Origin of the sequence: Flavobacterium sp. MR2016-29, assembly GCF_015350695.1 — a bacterium.
Classification (GTDB): Bacteria; Bacteroidota; Bacteroidia; order Flavobacteriales; family Flavobacteriaceae; genus Flavobacterium.
The window spans coordinates 322807-348253 of record NZ_JADKPU010000004.1 but is presented as its reverse complement, the minus strand read 5'-3'; the positions used below and the strand labels follow the sequence as shown (position 1 = coordinate 348253).

Annotated in this window: 17 protein-coding genes and 2 pseudogenes; 6 read left to right on the top strand and 13 right to left on the bottom strand. The window is 33.3% G+C overall.

Annotated elements, in window-relative coordinates; genetic code table 11:
* Positions 1 to 33: 33 nt before the first annotated feature.
* From IR010_RS12215 to IR010_RS12205, 3 genes are all read right to left on the bottom strand, one after another.
* Positions 34 to 1215 (bottom strand): thiolase family protein, encoded by a 1182-nt coding sequence (locus tag IR010_RS12215; protein ID WP_194604143.1) that lies wholly within the window; start codon positions 1213 to 1215, stop codon positions 34 to 36.
* A 90-nt stretch (positions 1216 to 1305) separates the two neighbouring features.
* Complete coding sequence (locus IR010_RS12210; RefSeq protein WP_194569302.1) at positions 1306 to 3696, bottom strand: 3-hydroxyacyl-CoA dehydrogenase/enoyl-CoA hydratase family protein; 2391 nt, start codon at positions 3694 to 3696, stop codon at positions 1306 to 1308.
* 135 nt (positions 3697 to 3831) lie between these two features.
* Positions 3832 to 4290, bottom strand: a complete 459-nt coding sequence (locus IR010_RS12205) for a MarR family winged helix-turn-helix transcriptional regulator (RefSeq protein ID WP_029272942.1) — start codon at positions 4288 to 4290, stop codon at positions 3832 to 3834.
* A 442-nt stretch (positions 4291 to 4732) separates the two neighbouring features.
* Here IR010_RS12205 and IR010_RS20260 point away from each other — a divergent pair, with 442 nt between their 5' ends.
* A complete protein-coding gene (locus IR010_RS20260; RefSeq protein ID WP_410505263.1) occupies positions 4733 to 4939 on the top strand; it encodes a hypothetical protein in 207 nt (68 codons plus the stop codon).
* A 35-nt stretch (positions 4940 to 4974) separates the two neighbouring features.
* Here IR010_RS20260 and IR010_RS12195 read toward each other — a convergent pair whose 3' ends face one another.
* A complete protein-coding gene (locus IR010_RS12195; RefSeq protein ID WP_194569299.1) occupies positions 4975 to 6603 on the bottom strand; it encodes a reverse transcriptase/maturase family protein in 1629 nt (542 codons plus the stop codon).
* Positions 6604 to 6958: 355 nt separating this feature from the next.
* Between IR010_RS12195 and IR010_RS12190 the strand changes: the two genes are divergently transcribed.
* Positions 6959 to 8179 carry a hypothetical protein gene (locus tag IR010_RS12190; protein WP_194569297.1) on the top strand — a complete coding sequence of 407 codons (1221 nt, stop codon included), beginning with the start codon at positions 6959 to 6961 and terminating at the stop codon, positions 8177 to 8179.
* Positions 8180 to 8299: 120 nt separating this feature from the next.
* Here IR010_RS12190 and IR010_RS20125 read toward each other — a convergent pair.
* Positions 8300 to 8401: pseudogene (locus IR010_RS20125) on the bottom strand (transcriptional regulator); the annotation flags it as partial.
* 101 nt (positions 8402 to 8502) lie between these two features.
* Here IR010_RS20125 and IR010_RS12185 point away from each other — a divergent pair.
* From IR010_RS12185 to IR010_RS12175, 3 genes are all read left to right on the top strand, one after another.
* Positions 8503 to 9129, top strand: coding sequence for a hypothetical protein (locus IR010_RS12185; RefSeq protein ID WP_194569295.1), 627 nt, complete (start codon positions 8503 to 8505; stop codon positions 9127 to 9129).
* A gap of 855 nt (positions 9130 to 9984) precedes the next feature.
* The gene (locus tag IR010_RS12180; protein ID WP_194604140.1) at positions 9985 to 10365 is read left to right on the top strand and encodes a hypothetical protein; all 381 of its coding nucleotides are present in this window, start codon (positions 9985 to 9987) and stop codon (positions 10363 to 10365) included.
* Positions 10328 to 10792 (top strand): hypothetical protein, encoded by a 465-nt coding sequence (locus IR010_RS12175; protein WP_228515150.1) that lies wholly within the window; start codon positions 10328 to 10330, stop codon positions 10790 to 10792. The genes IR010_RS12180 and IR010_RS12175 overlap by 38 nt, the downstream gene beginning before the upstream one ends.
* A gap of 123 nt (positions 10793 to 10915) precedes the next feature.
* Here IR010_RS12175 and IR010_RS12170 read toward each other — a convergent pair whose 3' ends face one another.
* The 3 genes from IR010_RS12170 to IR010_RS12160 all read right to left on the bottom strand — a co-directional run bounded on the left by IR010_RS12170 (position 10916) and on the right by IR010_RS12160 (position 15842).
* Complete coding sequence (locus tag IR010_RS12170; protein ID WP_029272947.1) at positions 10916 to 12694, bottom strand: AMP-dependent synthetase/ligase; 1779 nt, start codon at positions 12692 to 12694, stop codon at positions 10916 to 10918.
* A gap of 179 nt (positions 12695 to 12873) precedes the next feature.
* Positions 12874 to 13305 (bottom strand): hypothetical protein, encoded by a 432-nt coding sequence (locus tag IR010_RS12165; protein ID WP_029272948.1) that lies wholly within the window; start codon positions 13303 to 13305, stop codon positions 12874 to 12876.
* A gap of 131 nt (positions 13306 to 13436) precedes the next feature.
* On the bottom strand, positions 13437 to 15842 hold the full coding sequence (locus IR010_RS12160) for a TonB-dependent receptor domain-containing protein (RefSeq protein ID WP_194604137.1): 2406 nt from the start codon (positions 15840 to 15842) through the stop codon (positions 13437 to 13439).
* Positions 15843 to 16087: 245 nt separating this feature from the next.
* On the opposite strand from IR010_RS12160, the gene IR010_RS12155 reads away from it, so the two are divergent.
* Positions 16088 to 16372: a hypothetical protein gene (locus IR010_RS12155; protein ID WP_029272950.1), complete on the top strand. Its 285-nt coding sequence runs from the start codon at positions 16088 to 16090 to the stop codon at positions 16370 to 16372.
* Positions 16373 to 16432: 60 nt separating this feature from the next.
* Here the strand turns inward: IR010_RS12155 and IR010_RS12150 are convergent.
* From IR010_RS12150 to IR010_RS12130, 5 genes and pseudogenes are all read right to left on the bottom strand, one after another.
* Positions 16433 to 16633, bottom strand: a pseudogene (locus IR010_RS12150) (phosphoribosylformylglycinamidine synthase subunit PurQ); the annotation flags it as partial.
* A gap of 9 nt (positions 16634 to 16642) precedes the next feature.
* A complete protein-coding gene (locus tag IR010_RS12145) occupies positions 16643 to 17401 on the bottom strand; it encodes a hypothetical protein (protein ID WP_194604132.1) in 759 nt (252 codons plus the stop codon).
* A 213-nt stretch (positions 17402 to 17614) separates the two neighbouring features.
* Positions 17615 to 21292 (bottom strand): phosphoribosylformylglycinamidine synthase, encoded by a 3678-nt coding sequence (gene purL, locus IR010_RS12140; protein ID WP_194604129.1) that lies wholly within the window; start codon positions 21290 to 21292, stop codon positions 17615 to 17617.
* A gap of 301 nt (positions 21293 to 21593) precedes the next feature.
* Positions 21594 to 23438, bottom strand: coding sequence for an endonuclease (locus tag IR010_RS12135; protein ID WP_194604126.1), 1845 nt, complete (start codon positions 23436 to 23438; stop codon positions 21594 to 21596).
* Between the two features lie 357 nt (positions 23439 to 23795).
* The gene (locus tag IR010_RS12130) at positions 23796 to 25310 is read right to left on the bottom strand and encodes a hypothetical protein (protein ID WP_194604231.1); all 1515 of its coding nucleotides are present in this window, start codon (positions 25308 to 25310) and stop codon (positions 23796 to 23798) included.
* Positions 25311 to 25447 lie beyond the last annotated feature (137 nt).

The following is a 25447-nucleotide window of genomic DNA, read 5'->3' as shown; positions in this document are numbered from 1 at the left end:
AAGTCTTGCATCTTGCTTCTTTCCTCTTAAAAACTACAATACTTCGTAAATCCCTGCAGAACCTTGTCCAGTCCCCACACACATAGAAACAATTCCGTATTTACTTCCTCTGCGTTTCATCTCGTCAAATAACTGAACAGAAAGTTTAGCTCCAGTACAGCCTAGAGGATGACCTAATGCTATAGCTCCTCCGTTTACGTTTACGATATCTGGATTTAAACCTAATTCGCGAATTACAGCCAAAGACTGAGAAGCAAAAGCCTCGTTTAATTCAACTAAGTCAATGTCTTTCAATTCTAAACCAGCTTGTTTCAATGCTTTCGGAATTGCTTTTACTGGACCAATACCCATAATTCTTGGTTCAACACCAGAAGAAGCAAAGTTTACAAGTCGTGCAATTGGCTCAAGGTTTAATTCTTTTACCATTTCTTCGCTCATGATTAAAACAAATGCAGCACCGTCGCTCATTTGAGAAGAGTTACCTGCAGTTACACTTCCGTCAGCAGCAAAAACCGGTTTTAAACCTGCTAATGCAGCAACAGATGTTCCAGCTCTCGGTCCTTCGTCTTGTTTTACAACATAAGATTTAGTTTCTTTTTTTCCATTTTCATTAATGAAAGTCTGTTCAACAGTAATCGGAACGATTTGTTTGTCGAATTTTCCTTCTGCCTGAGCTTTCAAAGCTTTCATGTGAGAATTGTACGCAAACTCATCTTGATCTTCTCTTGAAATTTTATATTGGTTGGCAACCGCTTCAGCCGTTAAACCCATTCCCCAATAGTAATCTTCGTGACCTGCAGCAGCAACTTTATAATCCGGAGTTGGCTTGTAACCTCCCATCGGAATAAAACTCATACTTTCTGCACCACCAGCAATGATACAATCTGCCATTCCTGATTGGATTTTAGCAGTCGCCATTCCGATAGTTTCTAATCCAGATGCGCAGTAACGGTTAACAGTAACTCCGGGAACGTCTTCAACTTTTAATCCCATAAGAGAAATCAAACGTCCAACGTTCAAACCTTGTTCTGCTTCCGGCATGGCATTTCCTACCATAACGTCATCAATACGTTTTTTGTCAAAATCAGGCAGTTCATCCATCATAAACTGAATGGTTTCTGCTGCTAATTCATCAGGTCTTTTAAATCTAAAAACACCTTTTGGAGCTTTTCCAACTGCTGTTCTATATGCTTTTACTATATATGCTGTTTTCATTTGTTTTGTTTTTTTAAAGATTTATTAGAAGAAAGAGGCAAGAGGCAAGATTCTCTAAAGTCTTGCTTCTTGTTTCTTGCATCTTATTATCTAATTACGAAGCGGTTTTCCTTTAGTTAACATATATTGAATTCTCTCTAAAGTCTTACGCTCAGTACAAAGAGATAAGAAAGCTTCACGTTCGATATCTAATAAATATTGTTCAGAAACTAAAGTTGCTTCAGATAAATCACCTCCGGCCATTACATAAGCCAGTTTGTTAGCGATTTTTTTGTCGTGCTCAGAAATGTATTTTCCAGCTTCCATTTGATCCGTTCCAACTAAGAACATTCCAAGTGCTTGTTTTCCTAAAACCTTAACATCAGTTCTTCTGATTGGCTGTGTATAACCTGCTTCTGCTAATAACAATGCATGTTTTTTAGCTTCAGCAATCTGACGATCTTTGTTTACTACAATAACGTCTTTTCCGTGCTGTAAAAGTCCTGTGTCAAAAGCTTCGTAACCAGAAGTAGATACTTTTGCCATAGCGATTGTTAAGAAATACTCTTGAAGAACATTCAATTCCACATCGTTTTTGCGGAATAAATCTGAAGCTCTCAAAGCCATTTCTTTAGATCCACCTCCGCCAGGAAGTACACCAACACCAAATTCAACCAATCCCATATAAGTTTCAGCAGCAGCCACAACTTTATCAGCGTGTAAGCTCATTTCGCATCCACCGCCAAAAGTCATTCCGTGAGGTGCTACTACAACTGGAATTCCAGAGTAGCGAACACGCATCATAGTATCTTGGAACATTTTGATTGCCATATTCAATTCATCGTATTCCTGTTCAACTGCCATCATGAAAATCATTCCGATGTTAGCACCTACAGAGAAATTCGCTGCCTGGTTTCCAATAACTAAACCTTGATATTCTTTTTCAGATAAGTCGATTGCTTTATTGATAGCTTGAAGTACATCACCGCCAATTGTATTCATTTTAGACTGGAATTCTAAGTTCAAAATTCCATCTCCTAAATCCTGAATGATTGCACCGCTGTTGCTCCAAACTTTTTTGCTTTCGCGGATGTTGTTCAAGATAATAAATGAATCTTGCCCAGGAACCTTAGTTTGTAATTTTGTTGGAATATTATAGAAATAAGTTGCTCCTTCTTTTACAGAGTAAAAACTTTCGCTTCCAGAAGCCAGCATTTCAGTAACCCATGCAGCAGGGGCTAAACCTTCTGCTTTCATGATTTCGATTCCGTTTGCAACACCAATTGCATCCCAAATTTCGAATGGACCATTTTCCCATCCAAAACCAGCTTTCATGGCATCATCAATTTTGTATAATTCGTCTGAGATTTCAGGAATTCTGTTTGACACATAAGCAAACATTCCGGCGAAACTCTTACGGTAGAATTCTCCCGCCTTGTCTTTTCCTTTTACTAAAACTTTAAAACGATTGATTGGTTTATCAATAGTTTTTGTAAGTTCAAGTGTAGCAAAATTTGCTTTTTTAGCAGCACGGTATTCTAATGTATCTAAGTCTAAAGAAAGAATGTCTTTATCTACTTTTTTATAAAAACCTTGACCCGTTTTGCTTCCTAACCAATTGTTTTCCATCATTTTGGTAACAAATTCTGGAAGTTTGAACAATTCGTGCTGTTCGTCTGTCGGGCAATTTTCGTAAATACCGTTGGCAACGTGTACCAAAGTATCCAATCCAACAACGTCAACAGTACGGAAAGTAGCTGATTTTGGACGACCAATTACCGGACCAGTCAATTTATCAACTTCTTCAATCGTTAATCCCATTTCTTTTACTAAATGGAATAAACTCTGGATTCCGTAAATACCAATTCTGTTTCCAATAAACGCCGGAGTATCTTTAGCAACAACCGAAGTTTTTCCTAAGAATTTAGATCCGTATTCGTTTAAGAAATCCAATACTTCTGTAGAAGTTTTTGGACCAGGAATAATTTCAAATAATTTTAAGTAACGCGCAGGGTTAAAAAAGTGGGTTCCGCAGAAGTGTTGTTGAAAATCTTCGCTTCTTCCTTCGCTCATAAAGTGAATTGGAATACCAGAAGTGTTAGAAGTAACCAAAGTTCCCGGTTTACGGAATTTCTCGATTTGTTCAAAAACTAATTTCTTAATGTCCAAACGTTCTACTACAACCTCAATAATCCAGTCTACATTGGCAATTTTTGCCATATCATCAGTCGTATTTCCAGTTGTGATTCGGCTAGCGAATTTTTGACTGTAAATAGGAGAGGGTTTTGATTTTAATGAATTCGCCAAGTGCTCGTTTACCACACGGTTGCGAACAACTTTACTTTCAAGCGTTAATCCTTTTTTAGTTTCAGCTTCTGTCAACTCGCGTGGCACGATGTCAAGTAATAAAACTTCAACACCAATGTTGGCAAAATGACAAGCTATTCCTGAACCCATAATTCCGGATCCAATTACAGCAACTTTTTTAATTGTGCGTTTCATATTTGTTAATTTTATTTTCTATTGGTCAAATATGTTATCGCCTTTTTATTATTTGGTAAAAAATTTACTGTGGACGATTTCATAATTTGTTACTATTTGTTTTTTTGTATGAGAATTTGAATTGTTTTTTAAAGACTATTCATTTTCCGTATTTTCTGTTTGGGTAAATATATTTTTGTCTTGAATTAATTCGTTTATGATTTCAGAAACCTCAATAAAATGTTTTAGTTTTTCGTCTGAAACATGTTTTCTAACGGTTTCATTAAATTTCAAAACAGTATTTTTAGATAAATCTCTTTTTTCTTTTCCAAATTCGGTCAGGTAAATCAAAACACCTCGTCCGTCAGTTGGGTTTTTTTTGCGAACAATCAAACCTTTGTCTTCCATCGATTTTAATGTTCTTGTCAGGCTTGTAGCTTCCATTCCCATTCTTGGCCCTAAAGCTGTCGATGGAGTTCCTTCTTCTTTATCTATACTTAAAAGAGCAAATCCGGTTGCCATTGTGGCATCGTATTTAGCAGCTTCTTCGTTATACATTCTTGAAACAGCCTGCCATGTAGCTCTCAAAATATAATCTATTGTTTTGTCTTTCATAGGTAACTATATCGATTTCAAATATAATCAAAAAATACTATGCGTGCATATAATTTTTTAATAAATTTTTGGTTAGTAAAAAAATATCTCTGATTTAGAGCGGTTTAGGTTTAAATTTGAATTGAAATATACTATTCTTTTTTGAGATTTTAACAAAATTAATGTGGTAAAAATTCTTTTATGGATTTAAAAGGAGATTTAATTCTGTATAATTCAAAAAACCATTGATTTAATGGAGGATTATTTTTTGGTTTGATGTTTTGAAAAGGAGTTTTTGTAGAATATTTTTTATTTAGTTATGAAAGTTTTCGGTTATAGTATTTCTATACAATCTCTAAATCTATTTTGATAATGGGTTTTATCTTTGTTTTACGGGAGCGATTTCTGATACCAAACGTTTCATCATTTAAAAGAAATCATTCAGTACGTATTGTTCGAACGAATGATGATTGAAACCGATGCGCCGTTTATGCTTCCTAAAAATGTCCCGAACACTCTTTTGAAGAAATACCATGTACGCCGATGCGAACCTGCTTTTCTGCTTTTGTTGCCGGAACAATTGCACAGTTTAAAGGAGTTTCGGGGATTGTTGTTGCGCAAGAAACTACGAAGAATGCTAAAGAGTTTTTTGGGATTTAAGGTTTCTTAACAGGTTTTTAAAATCTGTTAGGTATAATTAAAAGATTATTCTAGGTGTTTTTTAATTGCACAATAAACTATATGTTTACGCTTTCTGACTTGATTTATAAAATGCTTTTCTTTAAAAATTTCTGAACATCTTTTAATATATCCCATGTAATTAGAGTTCTTTTTTTTAGAAGTTACTTTTTTAGAAATTATAGAATACTCACTTCTTTCATTTAAAACTAAAGATGTTTTATTTCGTTCTTTTTGCTTTAGATCACTATTTTCTGCATCAAGTTCGCGTAGTGGTCTGTTATACAATTTTTTTATCTGATTTAGATAAATAGCTTTCTTTTGATAAGGATTTTTATCTATACCTTTTATTGCTCGTTTTGCTCTACGTTTTATAATACTAATTAATCTTCTATAAAATTTTGCTAGATTAGTAGATTTTATTACCACATTGTAACCTCTGAATTCAAAACCAAGATAAATTAAGGGAGAATTAATGGATTGAGTTCCGTCACTATTTATTTTAATTGATGTTAAACGTTCTTGGTTTAATTTGTTAAATATTCGATTTTCAAAAATAAAAACTTCAGTTTTAGCAGAACTAATTTCTAAATTACTCTCTTTAATTAAATCTTCAATGTAAGTTTTAGTAGTTTGGATGTCATCAATATTACAAATTATTACGATATCATCTGAATATCTTCTGTAGTAACCATTTTTTTCTTCTACAAGATTTTGAATTATTGCTTTATCGAAATCGTATAAATATATATTTGCTAAAACTGCGCTAATCGGCAATCCTTGAGGAATGCCAATTATTTGTTTTTTTTCTTTAGAATCTTCTTTCCTAAATGGGTTTTTATATATTCTTAATTTACCATTTTTTATATGATTTCTGAAATCTTCATTCGATTCAAAAAAACATTTGAATCCTTTTTCTCTTCTAATTCGGGCAAGTTTATCTTCTTCGAAACCACTTTTTTTGCCTGATTTGTTTTTTCTTTTTCTTAAATCATCTTTCAGTACATAACTAAAATTTGTACAAGATTTAAAAACATTATAGTGATCATTTGGAAGTTTTGTTTCGTTTATCATAAAAGACCATTTTTGCTTCAAAATGTCATGATCTAATGAAGAAAAAAAACCTTTAATATCGAAAGTTAGTACAGCAGTTTTTTTATTAATAGACGCACGTTGCTTTACTTCGTCGAAGACTTCTTTTGCAAAATGAATTGTACTTTTTCCCTTGTCACATAATTTGTCAATTTTTAATTTACGATAAGCCGTTACACTATCAAATAATTTAGGTGATAGTATTAACTTTTCTTCATATTTTTTATTTAATAAATAAGCATAATATCCATAAATTAAAGCATCATAATGGCTTGCATAATGAAGAGGTCTTAATTTTGAAGATTTTTCTGTGATATTTGTTTTAGAATTTACATGCTTATGAGAGCGTCTATGTATTGTATGTTTATTAGGGTCTGATTTTTTATACTTTCTTTCTTTAATAAACGCATGTATTAAAGGATAAAAAGCATATTTCGAAATAAATTCTTTGTTTTCAATTTGAAGTTTATATTTACGCCAATTTACATCAATTTGTAGGCTAGGAGAAAGGTGTAAGTAACCCTTTGTTTTCATCCAATCCGGGATATTCTGTAATTTACTCATAAATAACCTTGTGCATTAAGTTCTAGCAATAATAATATTCATTTTACATACACCCAAAAGGGGCGGACTAGCACCCAATTACTGAGTCATCGTTTATTTCGTAAATTATAACTTAAATGCAACATCAATGACTATGACCTTGACTTATATCAAATTAATGACTATCTTTGCAACAGCGTTATCCCTTGCGGGTGAACTGTTCTTGATAAATTCTAAACCTGAATATCTCAAATATTCAGTAAAGCAAAAAGCCCTATAGTCCTCGCTAGATGTAAAAAATCAACTTTTCTGCACAAGGTATACAAATGTAAGACTTAAATGTTTATGTTTACACTGAACAGAAAATAAAAATTTTATGACAAAAATTAGGATAGGAGATTTAGTTTCACTTAAAAATCATCCATTTGGTATAGATGCCGATAATGTTAAAATTTCTGCATTTGCTGGCATGACGCCCCCAATTCTGGTAGTTTCTGAAATAATGAATTCAATAACAGAATTTGATGGAGATACAGGGGAGGAAAAACCTAAGCAAGTAAAATGTATCTTTTATTCCCACAAGTCCCATAAATTTGAAAATTATTGGTTTAATGTTAAACAGCTTAAAATTATTTCGAAATTTGAAGATGATGATGAAGACGAAGAAAAAAACGTCGTTGTTAGTAAAAAAGGTGAATTTAATACAGCTTTAGATTCTAGTTTATCTGATGTTGGAATTGAATATCCAAAATCCAATATATTAAGTGAATTAAAAAAGGATTTTTTAAATAGACAAGTTATTCTAAAATCATGTGATCATGAATTAGGAAAAATTAAAAGTACATTTTCTAAAGTTGATAATAAATCATCACAAAAACTTAATTCACATCTAGATTTTTTGCCTCCAGTTTTAACAGTTATAGATGTCAAGCTAAATGATGAAAAAATTTCCTTTAATACTAAATCAGGAAATCAAAAAAAGATAATCTCTTATTTTTTGCTTAAATGTAAATGGTATAATCCATCATCAGGAGGTTTTTCAGAAGATTTTATTCCCATTGAAACAGTTTTACTTGTGCAAGAAGTAAAATCTTTAGAATTAATATCACAATTCATATTAGATAAATTATTTTTAAGGCAAAATCTCGAAAATCAAATAGTTTTGGAATCTGGTGTAGTGATTGATCATAGTTATTTCCAGCCAATTGAAATAATCTTTAATCATTATTATTATAAACTTAAGTACTATGATTTCTTCAAAAATAGATTCAACGAAATTGATTTATCAAAAATAGATTTAGATGAAGAAACTGTCGAGTTAAGTGATTTTATAACTGAAAAAATTCCTGAGTATAAAAAACAATTGGAGGAATTTAGTAGTGTCAAAGAGTTTGATTTTATTGTTGGTAACTATTATCGAATAACTTACAAAGATTTACAAGAGAAAATTACTAGAAGGATAATATTAGTTAAAGAGTTTATCAAAGATAAAGTAATAATAGCCGATTGTTTACTCAGAGATGGTGAAGAAAGACATTTTAGGTTAGATGGAGGTATTTTGAAAATAGAAGTTCTTGATTCTAAATTTTTTATATAATAACATATTTTTATTAGAACTAACCCTGTGAAGTTTCCCAACCTCACATCAGTAATTTAAAGCCAACAAAAATAAAATGCGCAATTCCCATTGCGCATTTTATATATAATAAAAAAAATATTATTTCAATTTCATCAATTTCTCTAAATACCCAACCTTTTCTTTTTCAGACTGAACCAAACGTTCGTAAAGTTCCACAACTTTATCAAGAGGATTGAATGAAATAAAAAATATAAATGTTTTTTAATATACTCTTTTTCTTACTTTAGTTCAATAGTCAATAAATAGTAACTTTAAATTTTTATATTTGCACTATAAACTTCATGAAAAATGAATTACAAAATATCATTTCAGGAAAGAGCCAAGTTAGGCATGGAAATTCTATCCAAACAATCTCCCGTTACCTTAGAAAAAGCGAGAGCGCAGGCAGAGCGCTTAAGTCAAGCAAGCAAATCAAAAGTGAAGAAACAGCGTTAATAAAACAATTCTGTGATCGAAATAGTTTTTGGATTACATACATAAACATTCATGCTTTTATATCTTCAGGTGCAGAGCAAAAAGTCTATCTTCAGAACAAGCATAAAGTAATTAAGCTTAATGATAGTATATATTATGAATCTTGGGAAGATTATTTCAACAATTTGTTGCTGAATAATTATTTCTTTCCAGATACTGCATATCAATTAATTGGATTTTATGAACAAACAGAAGTACTTTACGCTGTAGTGGAACAAAAATTTGTTCAATCTGATATTGCAACAGAATTAGAGAATGTGAAATATTTTTTAAACTCAAACGGTTTTGTTAATACTAGAAATAATGATTATTTTAATGCTGAATTAGGTATTATTCTTGAAGATCTACATGATGAAAATGTTCTGACTTTTGAGAATAATTTATTTTTCATTGATACGGTTTTCTATCTGACAGAGCAATTTTACATACCTTGATTTGTTATAATTTAACAAATTATACTTTTCAGTATAATTTGTTAAATTATAACAAAATATACTACATTTGTATCTGTAATTAAAAAACAGAAAAATACATATGATACTTTCAGTAAAACAAAGTTTTGAACATTTAGCCGGAGATATTTCAGCTGAAATGGCAGGACGTTATATGTATTTTTATGAAAATGAAATGTAAATTTTAGAGTTTAAACTCAACATAAAACAAAAAAAGCGTCCTTATTTGGGACGCTTTTTTTGTTTTAAAGCACTTCTCCCGAAGTCTCGGGACGCTCAGTATGACAAGAAAAGGGCAACAAAATGATTGAAAACAAACCATAACTAAAAATAATTAAAAAATAATTTGACCAAATGTTTAATGATTAATCAAAATAGGGAAATATAGTCTTGGAAAGTAATTCGATGAGAGCCAGTCTTTTGGTATAAAACCTAGATCTGCACTAGTATGCGGACAGGCATTTCCTTGTCTTAATCTTAACTGTAACTATTTGATAGTCAGAAAAATAATCTTAAAAATGATTTGGAAATGTGATTTTTTCTATCCTATCTTTGCCAAACAAAATCGGAACAATTAGTTTCAGAAAATAACAACAACAACAACAATTAAAGAAATAAATAAAATGAGTTTTAAATTATACATAAACAACTTAGGATTAGCAGCCGCGACTTCGGACCGTGGATGGATTACTATGTCGGTGCATCATTATAAGCAATAGGATAATTATATCGTATTTGTTATGAAGCACCTTTAATCGGGTGCTTTTTTTGTTTAGGTGCAAAGGTTCAGAGATACAAAGGTTTATAGATAAGGTTTGAATAATTAAAGAATAACTGATGAAAAAGATAAGCACATTGTTTGCTAAAGCAGCAACTATTTTAGCGAGAGCAATAAATAAACTAAATGCAGAAAACGTATCGCTAATAAGCGGAGAAATAATAGCCAGCAGAAAATTTGATGTTCAATCTTCAGCCATTAGCGATGGAGAATTATACAAAAGATTTTGCGCCAAAAACGAAGATACAATTCCGGCGAATGAGCGTTCGTGTCAGGAAGCAGCTTTAAAAAATAAAATTAATAAAACATACGAATTACACGGAATGAAAGAGCGAATACCTAATTATCAGAATTATGGTGTTTTCCTGAAATCCCCAAGAATTCTTAAAAAAATATACGACCATGAGCAATATATTAAAAGAATACAAAAAAGCGATTAAAATTAAATATGAAATAGAAAAACAAGGCAAATACTTCGATTATTTGCACAGTCCTTCTCGTGCAAAACTGCGTGATTTGTGCTGGCTTATTTTCGAGAATAATCCAGCTCAGGATGACTTAAATGTTTTTAGAAATTTATTTTCTTTGGATTTTGATCATAGCAAAAAGAATAAGTTTAAGGAACAAAAAGATAAGTTCAGACCTATTGAAACGTTCTTTAAAGGCGAAACAGATCCAACAAATATTGATGCAATAAATATGGCAGCAATTATGGTAGATTTTGAGCCGCGTCCTTTTAAAAAGTTTTATGATGCCTATAAAATGGAAGGTGCAAAAGAGATTGAAAGTACTGGAAAAAAGAACGCGGTCACGCATCATTCTAAGCGGAGAAAATATCTATCTAAATTTTACAGCTATTTTTTCTAAAAATAGATTAGAACACATTACGATGTAAGACAGCGAGGGCGTTGTCTAATTGAAGTAAATCTTCATCAAATAAAAAGGCTGTCTTATAAAGACAGCCTTTTCTTGGTTAAATTATTTTGATTCTTAATTCTGATTATAGATTTTAGCGTAAAGATCTTTGTAAATTTCTTTGATGATCTTACGTTTTAATTTTAGCGTAGGAGTAAGCTGTCCGCCGTCGATAGACCAAACATCTGGAGTCAGCTCAAAACGTTTGATTTTTTCCCAGTGACCAAATTTCTCATTAATGCTTTCAACTTCTTCATCGATGCGCTTAATTACATCTGGATTTTCGCTGATTTCTTTGTCAGTGCTTCCTAAAGTAATTTTATGAAGTTTTGCCCATTCTTTTACAAATTCAAAATTGGGCTGGATAAAAGCGGCCGGCATTTTTTCGCCTTCGCCAATAACCATAATCTGCTCGATAAAACGAGATTGCTTCATGGCATTTTCAATTAACTGAGGTGCAATGTATTTACCTCCAGAAGTCTTGAACATTTCTTTCTTGCGGTCCGTAATTTTCAAGAAACCTTCGCTGTCAATTTCTCCAATATCTCCAGTGTGGAAATATCCGTCTTGCAAAGCTTCGGCTGTTTTTTCAGGATCTTTAAAGTAGCCTAACATAACATTTGGTCCTTTGCATAAAATTTCACCGTCTTGGGCAATTTTTACTTCTACGTTGCGAATTACCTTACCAACAGTTCCAATTTTAAAACCTTTGTTTCTTTCATCGTTTACGGCAATTACCGGTGATGTCTCAGACAAACCGTAACCTTCCATAACCGGAATTTCTGCAGCAGCAAAAACTCTTGTTAAACGTGGCTGTAAAGCAGCACTTCCAGAAACCATTAAATCTAAATTTCCTCCCAAACCTTCTTTCCATTTGCTGAAAATAAGTTTACGGGCGATTTTTAATTGAAATTCATACCAGAAACCATTGGCTCCGTACGGTTCGTATTTTAAACCTAAATCAATAGCCCAGAAAAATAGTTTTTTCTTGATACCAGTTAATTCAGATCCTTTTGCGTAAATTTTATCGTAAACTTTTTCTAAAAGCCTCGGAACTGCCGTAATCACAGTTGGTCGAACTTCTTTTAAGTTATCACTAATTTTATCAATTGATTCTCCAAAATAAACCGAAACACCATAATATTGATAGATATACAAAATCATTCTTTCAAAAATATGGCAGATAGGCAAGAAGCTCAAAGCAGTGCTTTTTCCCGCATCAAACGGAATTCTAGGTGCACTGTCTAAAACATTCGATACAATATTTTTGTGCGAAAGCATAACGCCTTTTGGCTTTCCTGTTGTTCCAGAAGTATAAATAATCGTTGCTAAATCATCCGTCTGAATGCTGTTTTTTCTAGCTTCAACTTCGTTTTGATTGCTTTCGTCTTCACCAAGTGTCAATAAATCTGTCCAATGTTTGCATCCTGCAATCTCATTAAAAGAATAAACTTCTTTTAAAGTTGGTACGTTAGCTTGAATCAGTCTTACTTTTTGAAGTACTTCTTCATCAGACACAAAGCAGTAAATACTGCCGCTGTGATTTAATATATATTCGTAATCTTCTTCAGAAATTGTTGGGTAAATAGGCACGTTTTGAGCACCTGTCTGCAGGATACCAATATCCATGATGTTCCATTCAGTACGATTGTTTGAAGTAATTACTGCAATTTTATCATCTTTCTGAATGCCCATGCGTAATAATGCTCTAGAAACAGCATTTGCTTTTGCAATATATTCCTGGCTAGATGTTTTTTCCCAGACTCCATTTTTTTTGGTCGCTAAAGCAACCGGAAGGTTATAAGTTTCTTGTTGATAATAGGGAAAATCAAAAAGGCGTGTGATTGAAACCATGTTTAATATATTGAATTTTATCGCAAATTAAATAAAAAATAGGTATAATTTTTAATTTTATGGAATTTTATAGGAAAAATTATAGGTACTATTGAAAATCAACGAAAACGTTTTCTTTTTTGTAGTAAATTTTCCAAAAAACCGATAAAAATTTAATTAGTTCTTATTTTTTAAATAGGCTATTGCACGTTGTAATCCACATATTCTTTTACTCTTTCTCCCATCAAGAACATTTTTTTCTTAGTGAAGTGAATAGAAAATTGAGAATAAATCCATGCATCGCTGTCATTTGGTCTGTACCAAAATGTATAAGATGCACTATTGAAACCTTCTTTAAAGATTGGCACTCCTTCATCAGTACATTCAATTCCCCAGTTGATTTTCTTTTTGCTTAAATCAGCTGATTGAATAACTCCGGTTCCATCAGGATTCAATAAAGTAAAAGGTTCTTTTACGCCTGCAGGGATATAAGTTCCTGGAATAGGATAACCAATGGTTGTAGTAATATAATGATCACGTCCGTTATAAGAGATTTGATCTACCTGAACTTGCGAATGTGATTTTGCACCAATAAAAAATAATGCAATAAATAGGTAATGTATTGATTTCATTCTATGTAGGTTTAAGTGTTTTTGGGGTTTTAAAAAAAATCAGCGGCAAGATTTTTTTGCGAATATAGTTCAAATTTCATTAGAAAAATGAATCCCAATTACAAGAATGAAATTTTTTATTTTTTAAAAGATTACTCTGTTGAAAATTGATTTTCTAATAATTTTTCTTTAAAATCTGACTTGAAAGTATAAGCAAACGTAATCATCAGCGCACGCGTATCTGATTTATTAGTTCGATTATTACTAAACAGTAAAGTATTGTTTTTGTAACCGCTTTCGAGCGTATTAAACAGATCTGTCACAACTAATCCTAAACGTGCATTTCCACTTCCAAGTTTTTGCTGAAAACCCATATCTACGTTGTAAATCGGAATTCTTTTTCCCTGTGGTGTTGTCAAAGCCGAGTTGTAGTTTCCAATAAGCTGGAGTTTCCCGCCTTTCCAGGGAGCAAAATTGTTTATGATTTTTCCGTACCAGCTAAAAGCATTGCGAACAACATCTTGTGCAAGATTAGAGGCATCGATGTTTTGCTGAAAAGCAGTTAAGCTGATGTTTGCATCATAAAAACCAATTGGCTTTAGACTGAAAATAGTTTCTAATCCGTAAGTTACAGTGCTTCCAATGTTTTTTGGCATCAGCAAAACAACTCCATTATCTTGAAGTGTCGCATATTGCTTGATGGTATTTGAAGCATTTCGATAAAAAGCATTTGTAGAAAACGAATAGTTAGACCAATCTTTAGTATAGCTTATTTCGCCAATGTGAATAATTTCTGGTTTTAAATACGGATTTCCGCTATGTGGATTCAATGCATCTGTAATATCCATAAACGGATTCAGATCATCTAAATCGGGACGATTGATGCGTTTGCTGTACCCAATTTTTACAAATTCATCTTGTTTTAAATTCAATTGCAATGATGCTGATGGAAAAAGTTTAAAATAATCGTTGTTAAAACGATCGCTATTATTTTGTGTGGCTCCATTGTTCGAAACATTTTCTGCACGCAGGCCTAAATTGTAATTCCATTTCGGATTTTCTTTATCGCCTATAAATGAATTCAACATAGCGTAAGCAGCATTTATTTGCTCGTTGTATTTAAAAATATTGCTTGCTAACGGATTTATAACATATTCGCCATTAACCAGATCAGCGCTTTCAAAATCCGAATTAAAAAAGCGGAACGTTCCTTTATAACCTGTTTCTATAATTGATTTTTCAGAAACCGGAAAAGTATAGTTTAGAATAGCATTTGAAATATTTTCATGTTCATAATTATGTGTTCGCTGCAAGACAACTTCGTCAATCTGCTGTTGATATTCGTCGTAATTATAAGTGTCAATATTGGTGTTTTCTCTGTCTTTATTGAATGAAGAAATAATACTCGCATTTAGATTTTTTCGATCATCATCAAATTTTTTGTCATAATTAAAAGCCAGTTCACCAACTTTTGAGCGTTCCAGCTCTAATGAATGTCTTTTGGTACTAGAGAAAAAATCATTTGCACTAGTAGTAACCTGCGTATATAAAGTTTCATCATTATCTTGACTTTCCATATTTCCTAAAGCTTCAAATGAAAAAGTGTTTTTTTCGTTTGGAGAAAAATCAATATTCAATTTCAAATTCTGAAGTCCTTCCTTTCGTTCATCGTTTCTGTTTTGATGAATAAAATGCTCGTCATCAATAAAATAATTAGTTCTGTCTGAATTTATTTTTTTGGTTCGTCCAGCAAAACGATTGTCATAACCTAAACCAAAATTCCATTTTTCTGTTTTTTGATTTAGTAAAACAGAACTGTTTATCCTTCCTTTGGCACCAAAACCGCCTCCTAAAACCACTGCGCCATTTAGTCCATTTTGGTTGTTTTTCTTTAATTTTATATTAATGACGCCACTTTCAGCATTAGCATCATATTTTGCCGTTGGATTGCTTATTATTTCAATACTTTCGATACTGCTTGCTGCAATCTGATCCATATTTGAAATCGCAGAATTTTTTCCGTTAATCAAAATCAAAGGTGATTTTCCTCTCATGGTAATACCGCCTTCAGCATCTACAGCAACGGTCGGAATACTTTTTAGCATATCGGTAGCCGTTCCGCCTGATTGCGAGATATTTGAAACGGCATTAAAAATAAAACCCTCGTCTGTTTTCTGAATTTGTTTTTTTTGAGAATGTACCACAACATCATTCAGCAAATTGGTGTCATTTTGTAAAATAATTGTTCCGATGGAAATTGGAGCACTTTCAATTTTTACTTTTTTTCTAACTGTTTTAAATCCGATTAATTTGAATTGTAATTGATAATCACCAGAAGCTATATTTTCTAAAACAAAATTCCCTGAAGCATCCGTTACGGCATATTGGGCAACTTTAGTCGAATCGATGCTGTTTTTTAAAAGGACATCGACAAATTCTACGGCTAGTTTTCCGTCGGTAACATTTCCTTTTATAACAGCTGTTTTTTGTCCAAAAGAAAATGGGCTGATAGTGAATAAGAGAATCAGAAATAAGAATTGATGCGTCCGTTTTTTCATAAGACAAAGATATTTATCCGAATAAATAGAGCTTCTTAAACTTCCTTAAGATAGTATTAAGTTAGCCTTAGCTAAGATTAAATTTCTATTAACAGATAAGATATCAAATAAAAAAAAGGTCTTTTTCCCCTATAAAAAACAGGAAAAACCATTGCCGTTTTGACAAGCAGTACTATTAATTTTATTTTATTAAAATGCGAAAGCCGAAAAGCAAACGAGTAGGCATTATTTAAAATCTAAAGAATATGGAAACTGCTTTTTTCTTAGCAATGGGATGGTGTGGGACCAAATACCCAGGCTGGTGGAGACGCTTTTGGAAAAACCCACCGCCACCGCCAGATCCGGAACCTTGGTGGACTGTTGCATTAATTGGTATTGGACTAGTTGCGGGAGTTGCCGGCGGCACATTATTTAGCAACGCAATACTTGACAGCCGATTTTTTGCTGGTCAAAATGCTATTGCTTCAGGTTTATTTGCCTTTGGTGCTGCTAATATTGCAACAGGTATTGCCTCAGCGTTTAAAAACTAAAAAAAATGCCTCGACTTAAGTATAGTGTCGAGGCATTTTTTTATATAATGAAACTAAAATTTAGTTTTTCTCAATCCATTTTCTGGCGTTAACAAAAGCTTCATGCCAAGGCGAAACCTCGTCGTTTCTGTCTTTTGGATAATGCGCCCAGTTCCATTGGAAAGTCGAACGCTCAATATGAGGCATCATAACCAAATGTCTTCCAGTTTTGTCACACATCATTGCGGTGTTGTAATCAGAACCGTTTGGATTTGCAGGATAACCTTAGTATTATTTTGGTGTTTCGAAACCATCTGCTGTTTTAAATGTGAAACTTACATTCAGATTATTATCTTTTAAAAAATTAACTTTAGTGTTCATAAAACTACCACGAGGTGTGGCTAAATCAAATATTAAAGGTTTAATCTCATCATCAGGAAATATATCTGAAACATAATCTATTTTTACTTTTGCGGCATACATGTTTTCAATTAAATAAATTCTATAATTCAGAATTTGCCCGGGCAAAAGCAAATCATTTTGAAATTGTTGAAATTTTGTTCTTTTCAGTTCAACTAAAGTATCTGGAGGTACACTTACACTAAACTTTATCTCTGGTCTTGGAATTAATATTATACCTTGCTTTAAAGTTTTTCCATTATAAACGGTCCCTGCTGGTATTATTTTGGATTTTTTCATACTTGTATCCGCAGGTACAATTTTGAAAATTTTCATAGTACTTGGCCCTCCAAACATTTGGTATTCTATAGTTTTAATTTTTGCTGGTACTTTTCCAGTATTTTTTAATTTATATTCATAATAAAAGCCGTTAGTATCATTTAAAAAAGAGTAGTTAATTTTAACAAGATGTGGTGTTCTGTTGATAATCTCTTCTCTTTTTGATTTAATTTGATCACAATAAAATGAATAAGATGCAAATAAAATTATAAATAATAATGGAACTAAAATTAATATTAATTTGACTTTTCTTGAACTGTTAGGGAAAAGATCTAGAAATTTATCATAAAAGAATTTAAAAATGTCTGCCATGTCTTCAAAAGGAGATTATTTACTTATTAAATATTTTTTGATTTTTTTTTGTTACCGATAATACTGTGTTTTTTATTTTTTAAACTTTTTTATTAATTAGAATATATATTAGTTAATGTTTCTATATAATAGAATGGATGGAATTTATCAAAATTTTGTCTAAGCTATTAAAAAAGAAAGCTTCAACTATATAGTTGAAGCTTTCTTTTAAATTTAGTTTTTCTCAATCCATTTTCTGGCATTAACAAACGCTTCATGCCAAGGTGAAACCTCGTCGTTTCTGTCTTTTGGATAATGCGCCCAGTTCCATTGGAAAGTAGAACGCTCAATATGAGGCATCATAACCAAATGTCTTCCAGTTTTGTCACACATCATTGCGGTGTTGTAATCAGAACCGTTAGGGTTTGCAGGATAACCTTCGTAAGCATATTTAGAAACAATGTTGTAGTTTTCTTCCGCAAGAGGCAAATTGAATTTTCCTTCTCCGTGAGAAACCCAAACTCCTAAAGTACTTCCGGCCAATGTCGATAACATAACCGAATTGTTTTCCTGAACTTTTACAGAAGTAAAGATACTTTCGTGTTTCTGGCTTTCATTATGCAGCATTTTCCCGTGAACTTCGTGTTCTGGATTAATTACCTCTAATTCCATAAACAACTGACAGCCGTTACAGATTCCGACAGATAAAGTGTCTTCTCTTTTGAAGAAATTATCTAAAGCTGTTTTTGCTTTTTCGTTGTATAAGAAAGCACCGGCCCAACCTTTGGCAGAACCTAAAACATCTGAATTAGAGAATCCTCCAACTGCACCAATAAACTGAATATCTTCAAGTGTTTCACGACCAGAAATTAAATCGGTCATGTGAACGTCTTTTACGTCAAAACCTGCTAAGTACATTGCATTTGCCATTTCACGTTCAGAATTACTTCCTTTTTCACGAATAATAGCTGCTTTTGGTCTTGGTTTAGAATTGTCTATTTCTGGTTTTTTTCCTGTAAAGTGAGCAGGGAAATTATAATTTAAAACCTGATTTTTATAGTTTTCAAAACGTGCTTGAGCTCTTCCGTTTTTAGATTGTTTTTGGTCTAATAAATAAGAAGTCTCGAACCAGATATCTCTGTATTTTTTAATGTCTAAAGTCCATTCAGAAGCTTCGGAACCAACTTCCAGAGTTTCTGTAGAAGTTACAGATCCAATTTTGAAAAATTCGATATTGTTGGCGTTTAATTTAGCTTCAACAGATGCATCTTCTTTTGCTTGGAAAACAATTCCGATGTTTTCAGCGAAAAGGATTTTTAATAAGTCTTTTTCCGCGAATCCCGAAGCTTCGGGACTGAAATCAATTTTAGCTCCCAAATTCACATCAGCAAAACACAATTCTAAAAGTGTAGTAATCAAACCACCGCTTCCGATATCGTGACCTGCTAAAATCTGGCTTTCGCCGATTAATTCCTGAATGGTATTAAAAGCATTTTTAAAGAAAGAAGCGTCTTTTATAGTAGAAGTTTCGTTTCCAATTGTATTTCTGATTTGTGCAAAAGATGAACCTCCTAATTTGAAATCATCTTGGGACAAATTAATATAATAAATAGAATCTCCGTCTTTTTGTAAAACAGGCTCAACTACTTTTCTAATATCGGTACAGTTTCCTCCAGCCGAAATAATAACCGTTCCCGGCGCGATTACTTCGTCGTTTGGATATTTTTGTTTCATCGAAAGTGAATCTTTTCCTGTCGGAATATTGATTCCCAATTCGATAGCGAAATCTGAACAACCTTCAACAGCAGCATATAAACGAGCGTCTTCGCCTTCGTTTTTACAAGCCCACATCCAGTTTGCAGAAAGTGAAATTCCTTTCAATCCGTCTTTAATTGGTGCCCAGATAATGTTTGATAACGATTCTGCAATAGCATTTCTAGAACCCGCAACTGGATCAATCAAAGCTGCAATAGGAGCGTGCCCAATAGAAGTGGCAATTCCTTCTTTACCTAAATAATCCAAAGCCATAACGCCAACATTATTTAAAGGCAATTGTAACGGACCTGCATTTTGCTGTTTTGCCACTTTTCCACCCACACAACGGTCCACTTTATTGGTTAACCAGTCTTTTGAGGCAACAGCTTCTAAACGTAAAACGTCTTTTAAATAACTTTCGAAATCATTTGCTGAATACGAAACGTCAGCATATTTTCTATCGATAGTTTTATCTGTCATAACCGTTTTTGGAGAACTTCCGAAGAAATCTTCTAAAGCATAATCCATCGGTTTTGAACCATTTGAGTGTGATTGAAAAGTAAAACGGTGATCTCCCGTTACATCTCCAACCTGATACATTGGCGAACGCTCTCTGTCGGCAATTCTTTGTAAAATATCAATATCTTTTTGACCAATAACCAATCCCATTCTTTCCTGAGATTCGTTACCAATAATTTCTTTTGCAGAAAGTGTCGGATCTCCAACTGGTAATTTATCTAAATCGATCAAACCTCCAGTTTCTTCAACTAGCTCTGAAAGACAATTTAAGTGTCCACCTGCACCGTGATCGTGAATCGAAACAATTGGATTATTGTCGCTTTCTACCAAACCACGAATGGCATTAGCAGCACGTTTTTGCATTTCAGGATTTGAACGCTGAATGGCATTCAATTCGATTCCTGAACCGAAAGCTCCTGTATCTGCAGAAGAAACTGCAGCTCCGCCCATTCCGATTCTATAATTTTCTCCACCAAGAATTACGATTTTATCGCCTTCTTGCGGTTTCTTTTTAATTGCCTGATCTAATTTTCCGTAACCAATTCCACCCGCTTGCATGATTACTTTATCGTAACCAATTTTACGGTCGTTTTCTGAATGTTCGAAGGTTAAAACTGAACCTGTAATAAGCGGCTGTCCGAATTTATTCCCGAAATCAGAAGCTCCGTTTGAAGCTTTGATTAAAATGTCCATTGGCGTTTGGTACAGCCATTTTCTTTCTTCAACAGCGTTTTCCCATTTTCTATCGTCTTTCAAACGAGAATATGAAGTCATGTAAACTGCAGTTCCTGCCAATGGCAAAGAACCTTGTCCACCTGCTAAACGGTCACGAATTTCTCCTCCTGATCCTGTTGCAGCTCCGTTGAAAGGCTCAACTGTTGTTGGAAAATTATGTGTTTCTGCTTTTAAAGATAAAACCGAATCAAATTCTTTTATCTCATAATAATCAGGTTTATCTGCCGATTTTGGTGCAAACTGCTGCACTTTTGGTCCTTTTACAAAAGCAACGTTGTCTTTGTAAGCAGACACGATATCGTTAGGATTTTCTTGGGATGTTTTTTTGATTAATTTGAAAAGAGAAGTCTCTTTTTCTTCACCGTCAATAACAAAAGTTCCGTTGAAAATTTTGTGGCGACAATGTTCTGAATTAGCTTGAGAGAAAGCAAAAATTTCAGAATCAGTTAGTTTTCTTCCTAGTTTTACAGCAAGATTGTCTAAGTAATCAACTTCTTCCTGGCTTAAAGCCAAACCTTCTACTTTATTATATGTTGCAATATCATCGATTTCCAAAATAGGTTCTGGCTGAACATTAATTGTAAAAATCTCCTGATCTAATTGATTGAATTTTTGAAAAAGCATCGGATCAAAATCAGTAAAGTCTTCCGTTGCCGGATGAAATTCTTCAATTCTGATAATGCCCGGAATACCCATATTTTGAGTGATTTCTACAGCATTTGTACTCCAAGGTGTGATCATAGTGGCGCGTGGACCAACAAAAAAATCCGACAGCGCGGATTTTTCGATCTTATTAGAGTTGGCAAAAAGCCAGTTTAGTTTTGAAATGTCTTGAGCCGAAATTTCGTTTTGCGTTTGTACGGCAAAAACAGTTTTGCTTTGGTTTTCAAAGAAATGGATCATTGTGATGTGTAGTTTGTTGTATTGAAGGTGCAAATTTAGTGTAAATAAATAGCAAGCGCAAATTTGAAAACAAACTCTTTTGAACTTTTTGCCACAAAGGCGAGAAGGCGGAAAGTTTTTTTGTTTCTCGCAGATTTGGCAGATCAAGCAGATTTATTTTAGATTATTAAATCGGCGTAAATCTATAGTTAGTTTTGTATCTGCCTTATCTGTAAAATCTGCGAGAAAAATTAAATTCTTAAACTAAATAAAACAAAAAAAGCGACAAATTTTGTCGCTTTTAAATAAAGTAAGATGTAATTTAATTGATAATTATCTTTTTAGCTACTGTTTTTGAATCGGTCGAAATTATAACCACATAAATTCCTTTTGCAAGATAACTTACCGATACTGTTGTATCTGTAGTATTTTGTTTTTTGAAAACAGTTTGACCTGCAAAAGAAAGAATTTCGATTGAATATGGAGAAGCCGAATTACCTAAGCCGACATTAAAATTTCCGTCAGAAGGATTTGGATAAAGTACAATTTCATCTGAAAGTTCTACCACCTCTTCTTCAATAGGCTGCGCCATTTTGCTTGCCAGATTATTACAAGTATCTGTGGTATACGAATCCCATTGTGAGCTCAAATTGAAAGTTGTTGTTGGAGAGGTTACAGTTGATTTTCTTCTTAAAGTGACATCAGCAGCAAAATTTGCTGTTCCGCCACTAAAAGTTCCGATGATGTCAATTAGAACTCCATTTTTAAATAAACCTACAGCGTCATTTCCATTAAAAGTCAATTCGGTTGCCGTTGTTGAGATGTTGGCAGCACTTGTAGAAAAACAGGTTGATGAAATAGAACTGTTTACAATTACAAACTTACTTCCTGTTGTTAATGTTCCTGTTAAAGCCAAACCTGTGCTCCAAGAACCTGCACCATTAGTTTGTTTTTTGATCATATAAGCAGCTAAACTAACTGAACTTCCGGTATTGTTGGCGATTTCCAATGCTTTGTTGTTTCCAGAACCTTCAATATATTCAGAGAAAAGCAAATCGGTTGCTGTCCCGGTGCCACTGCTGTTGGTTGTAACGGCAATGATATTGCTTGATGCAGAAGTATTTCCGGCAGCGTCTTTTGCTTTTACATAAATAGAATAACTTGTTGAGGCGGTTAAACCTGTAATTGTTGCTGTTAAACCAGAAACGGTTGTTTTTAATACACTGTTAGCGTACACATCATAACCTGTAACGGCAACGTTATCTGTAGAGGCACTCCACGAAAGTGTAATAGAAGTTGCTGTTTTTGTTGTTGAAGCCAAACTCGCAGGAGCACTCGGCGCTTGAGTATCTCCAGAAGATGTTCCGCCCCAAATTTGAGTTACATATTCTGGATGGTCTATGTATGGATTTCTATTTCCTTGACGTGCATAAATAGCATTATTTCTAGCAATTTCTCTAGCGCTAACAGGATCTTGTGCGTTCCATGCTAACAGAACATTTAAGAAAGCAGTTGTAAAAACTTTATTGCTTGAACCATCAAACATAGCGTATGAATAGCCGGAAACGGTATTTTCGTAGCGGGTTGCAAAATAGAAATACATTCTCGCAATGTCGCCTTTAAAAGCATTTACCGGTTCAAAAACAGTTCCTGAATATCCGGATACTGAACTTGATCCCAATTTGCTTCCGTTTTGAGAAGTATACGTTGCAGCACTCACGGTTCCATGTGGGTAATTAGAACGCATTCCGTTTACTTTTCCGTCTGTTGGTGTTATAAAATGTGCATCGGCAACCATTGGTGACTGCTCATTAAAAACCGATTGCGGAATAATGTGTTCTCTGTTGTAGCAATCGCCTTCTACAGAATAATTTCCGCATCGCTGTGTAGTTCCTGTACTGTAATTGTAAGGATCTGTTCCTGATGGATTTTCAGAATAAATATCTAAAACTGTTCCGTCATTTTCATAGAAATTATCAACATCAGACGTTTGGTAGGTTGTATACAAGCCGGCATAACCATTATCAGTATGCCCTTTTATAATGTTGTACAATTGCGTTTTTAAAGTGTAACCCGTTCCGGTTGCAGTGGTGTAATAACCAGAAGGAATTTGAGCAAAACCAGCTGTAACAAATACCAATAAAAATAAAAAGTAGTTTTTTTTCATAGTCAATAGTTTAAGATTTGGTTAGAAATATAATTTTAAGAATCTGATTTTTAGAAGTTTAAAATTAGTATTGTAACAAATCTACTACTTTTATGAATACGATACGTTAAGTGATGTTTAATTTTAGATATATTTTCTTACGGATGTTTTTTGTTGCCACAAAGGCGCTAAGACGCAAAGATTTATTTTAACAATAATTACGGGCTATTTGTCATTTCGAGGAACGAGAAATCACACTCGAAACTCTACAAAGATTGGCGATTCTAGGAATGGAATCACTAGTGTGATTTCTCGTTCCTCGAAATGACAAGATTGTGAGTAAGAAACTTTGCGTTTTAGCGCCTTCGCGGCAAAATACTACTTCGGAAAATCTTGACTCTGATAAGCGCCCAAATCCGGAGGAGAAGTTCTCGTAATGCCTAAAATATCCAGCGGCATTATATAGGCCTGATTCCCTTTCGCGAAAGCGGCAGAAGTTTTATCAATATTGAATTGATTTTTAGCAACATTATAAAACTTCGGATTTTCGTTTAGAATAATCTGATTGTAATGTTGTGTATCTGTCTTAAATTGATAATCAGCATTTGTTGTTGAACCGCTAAATTTCAGCAAACAATTGTTTAATTGATATACAAATGCGGTATTTGCATTTTTGCTTAAATTGAATTCGTTGGTATTCGAACCGTAAATAATACAATTATTAAAAGTGGCTTGAGTAAGCGGATTTGTTTCTGGTGCTGCGCCGGCCAAACTATTGCTTAAATTGACTGCAAAATGTGAACTGTTTTGCCAATTGTTGTTGAAAGTACAATGCGTAAAACTATAATTGCCTCCATAAACACAGGACAAACTTGCCAAGCCAGAATAATTGATAACTATATTTTCACCAGAAATACGGGCATTTTGAGCTAAGATTCCATATTCTGCACAATTGTAAATCTGCGTATTTTTGATTGTCAAAGTCGTTGCATCCTGATTTTTTATATTTAATCCATTTACAGCATTTTTGAGCGTTAAATGATTGATTGTGTTATTTGTACTTCCGTCAGCTAAAATAACCGAATTCCACTGCCCAGGAATAGCATCATAAAGAGATTCTAATCTGTCACCTTCAAAAATTACTTCATTTTCTAATTCTTTAGTAGTAGAAACTGTTCCATTAATTTGAAGTGAGGCCTTATTATCTACAAAAAGTCCTGAATTGGCATGAAAAAATACTCGTGATCCTGCTTCAAAAGAGACTGTTTTATTTTGAGGAACTCCTGCATATCCGTAAATTACATAAGGTTTTTGTTTGGTAAAAAATAATTCGTTTCCGTTTACGGCGTCATTTTCATCCAAATAAAATCCGTCAACATCTTTGCCGTCAATTTTGATTTTTTCTTTAGTTCCGTCAGCATTTTGCTTTGGATATAAAAAAACCGCATCCTGAATTAAAGTTACTAAAGCGACTTGCTGTAAATTAGCTCCGCTGTCAAACTGAATTTCGTCTGTGTATAAAAAATCTGCAGGATTGGCGTCTGTAATATCGGCGGTCGTTTCTATAAAAATATACAAACTGTCTTTTGCCAAAAGCGTAACATCTTTAAAGATTTTTCCATTGTTGCCGCTCATTCCGTCTACCGTCATTCGGTATTTAGAATTCAGTCCTTTTTTTAATTGTACAATCGGAATCGAAATGTCATTTTTGCTTTTGTTGTACACTTTAAGCTGATAAGTACTTGAACCGATGTTTTTAAAAACAGTATCCAAATAAACGGTATCTTTTGAAAACTTTAAATCTCCAGAACTGGCGACAGTATCAAAATCAGTTCGGCAAGAACTGAAAGCTAAAAGTAAACCGAGAATGAAGAGTACAAAATAATGACGCATTTGAATAAGTTTTTTTGCCACAGATTAAAGAATTAAAAAAAATTCTCGTGCCGGAATAATCTTAAATCTGTAAAAATCTGTGAAATCTCTGGCTAGAAAAAATTAGTTTCACCAAAGATAGAGATTGATTGTTTTTG

Bases quoted from the DNA above. Each gene is read 5' to 3' on its own strand.
- IR010_RS12215 (WP_194604143.1), bottom strand. From the start codon at position 1,215: ATGAAAACAGCATATATAGTAAAAGCATATAGAACAGCAGTTGGAAAA.
- IR010_RS12210 (WP_194569302.1), bottom strand. From the start codon at position 3,696: ATGAAACGCACAATTAAAAAAGTTGCTGTAATTGGATCCGGAATTATG.
- IR010_RS12205 (WP_029272942.1), bottom strand. From the start codon at position 4,290: ATGAAAGACAAAACAATAGATTATATTTTGAGAGCTACATGGCAGGCT.
- IR010_RS20260 (WP_410505263.1), top strand. From the start codon at position 4,733: ATGATGATTGAAACCGATGCGCCGTTTATGCTTCCTAAAAATGTCCCG.
- IR010_RS12195 (WP_194569299.1), bottom strand. From the start codon at position 6,603: ATGAGTAAATTACAGAATATCCCGGATTGGATGAAAACAAAGGGTTAC.
- IR010_RS12190 (WP_194569297.1), top strand. From the start codon at position 6,959: ATGACAAAAATTAGGATAGGAGATTTAGTTTCACTTAAAAATCATCCA.
- IR010_RS12185 (WP_194569295.1), top strand. From the start codon at position 8,503: ATGAAAAATGAATTACAAAATATCATTTCAGGAAAGAGCCAAGTTAGG.
- IR010_RS12180 (WP_194604140.1), top strand. From the start codon at position 9,985: ATGAAAAAGATAAGCACATTGTTTGCTAAAGCAGCAACTATTTTAGCG.
- IR010_RS12175 (WP_228515150.1), top strand. From the start codon at position 10,328: ATGAGCAATATATTAAAAGAATACAAAAAAGCGATTAAAATTAAATAT.
- IR010_RS12170 (WP_029272947.1), bottom strand. From the start codon at position 12,694: ATGGTTTCAATCACACGCCTTTTTGATTTTCCCTATTATCAACAAGAA.
- IR010_RS12165 (WP_029272948.1), bottom strand. From the start codon at position 13,305: ATGAAATCAATACATTACCTATTTATTGCATTATTTTTTATTGGTGCA.
- IR010_RS12160 (WP_194604137.1), bottom strand. From the start codon at position 15,842: ATGAAAAAACGGACGCATCAATTCTTATTTCTGATTCTCTTATTCACT.
- IR010_RS12155 (WP_029272950.1), top strand. From the start codon at position 16,088: ATGGAAACTGCTTTTTTCTTAGCAATGGGATGGTGTGGGACCAAATAC.
- IR010_RS12145 (WP_194604132.1), bottom strand. From the start codon at position 17,401: ATGGCAGACATTTTTAAATTCTTTTATGATAAATTTCTAGATCTTTTC.
- purL (WP_194604129.1), bottom strand. From the start codon at position 21,292: ATGATCCATTTCTTTGAAAACCAAAGCAAAACTGTTTTTGCCGTACAA.
- IR010_RS12135 (WP_194604126.1), bottom strand. From the start codon at position 23,438: ATGAAAAAAAACTACTTTTTATTTTTATTGGTATTTGTTACAGCTGGT.
- IR010_RS12130 (WP_194604231.1), bottom strand. From the start codon at position 25,310: ATGCGTCATTATTTTGTACTCTTCATTCTCGGTTTACTTTTAGCTTTC.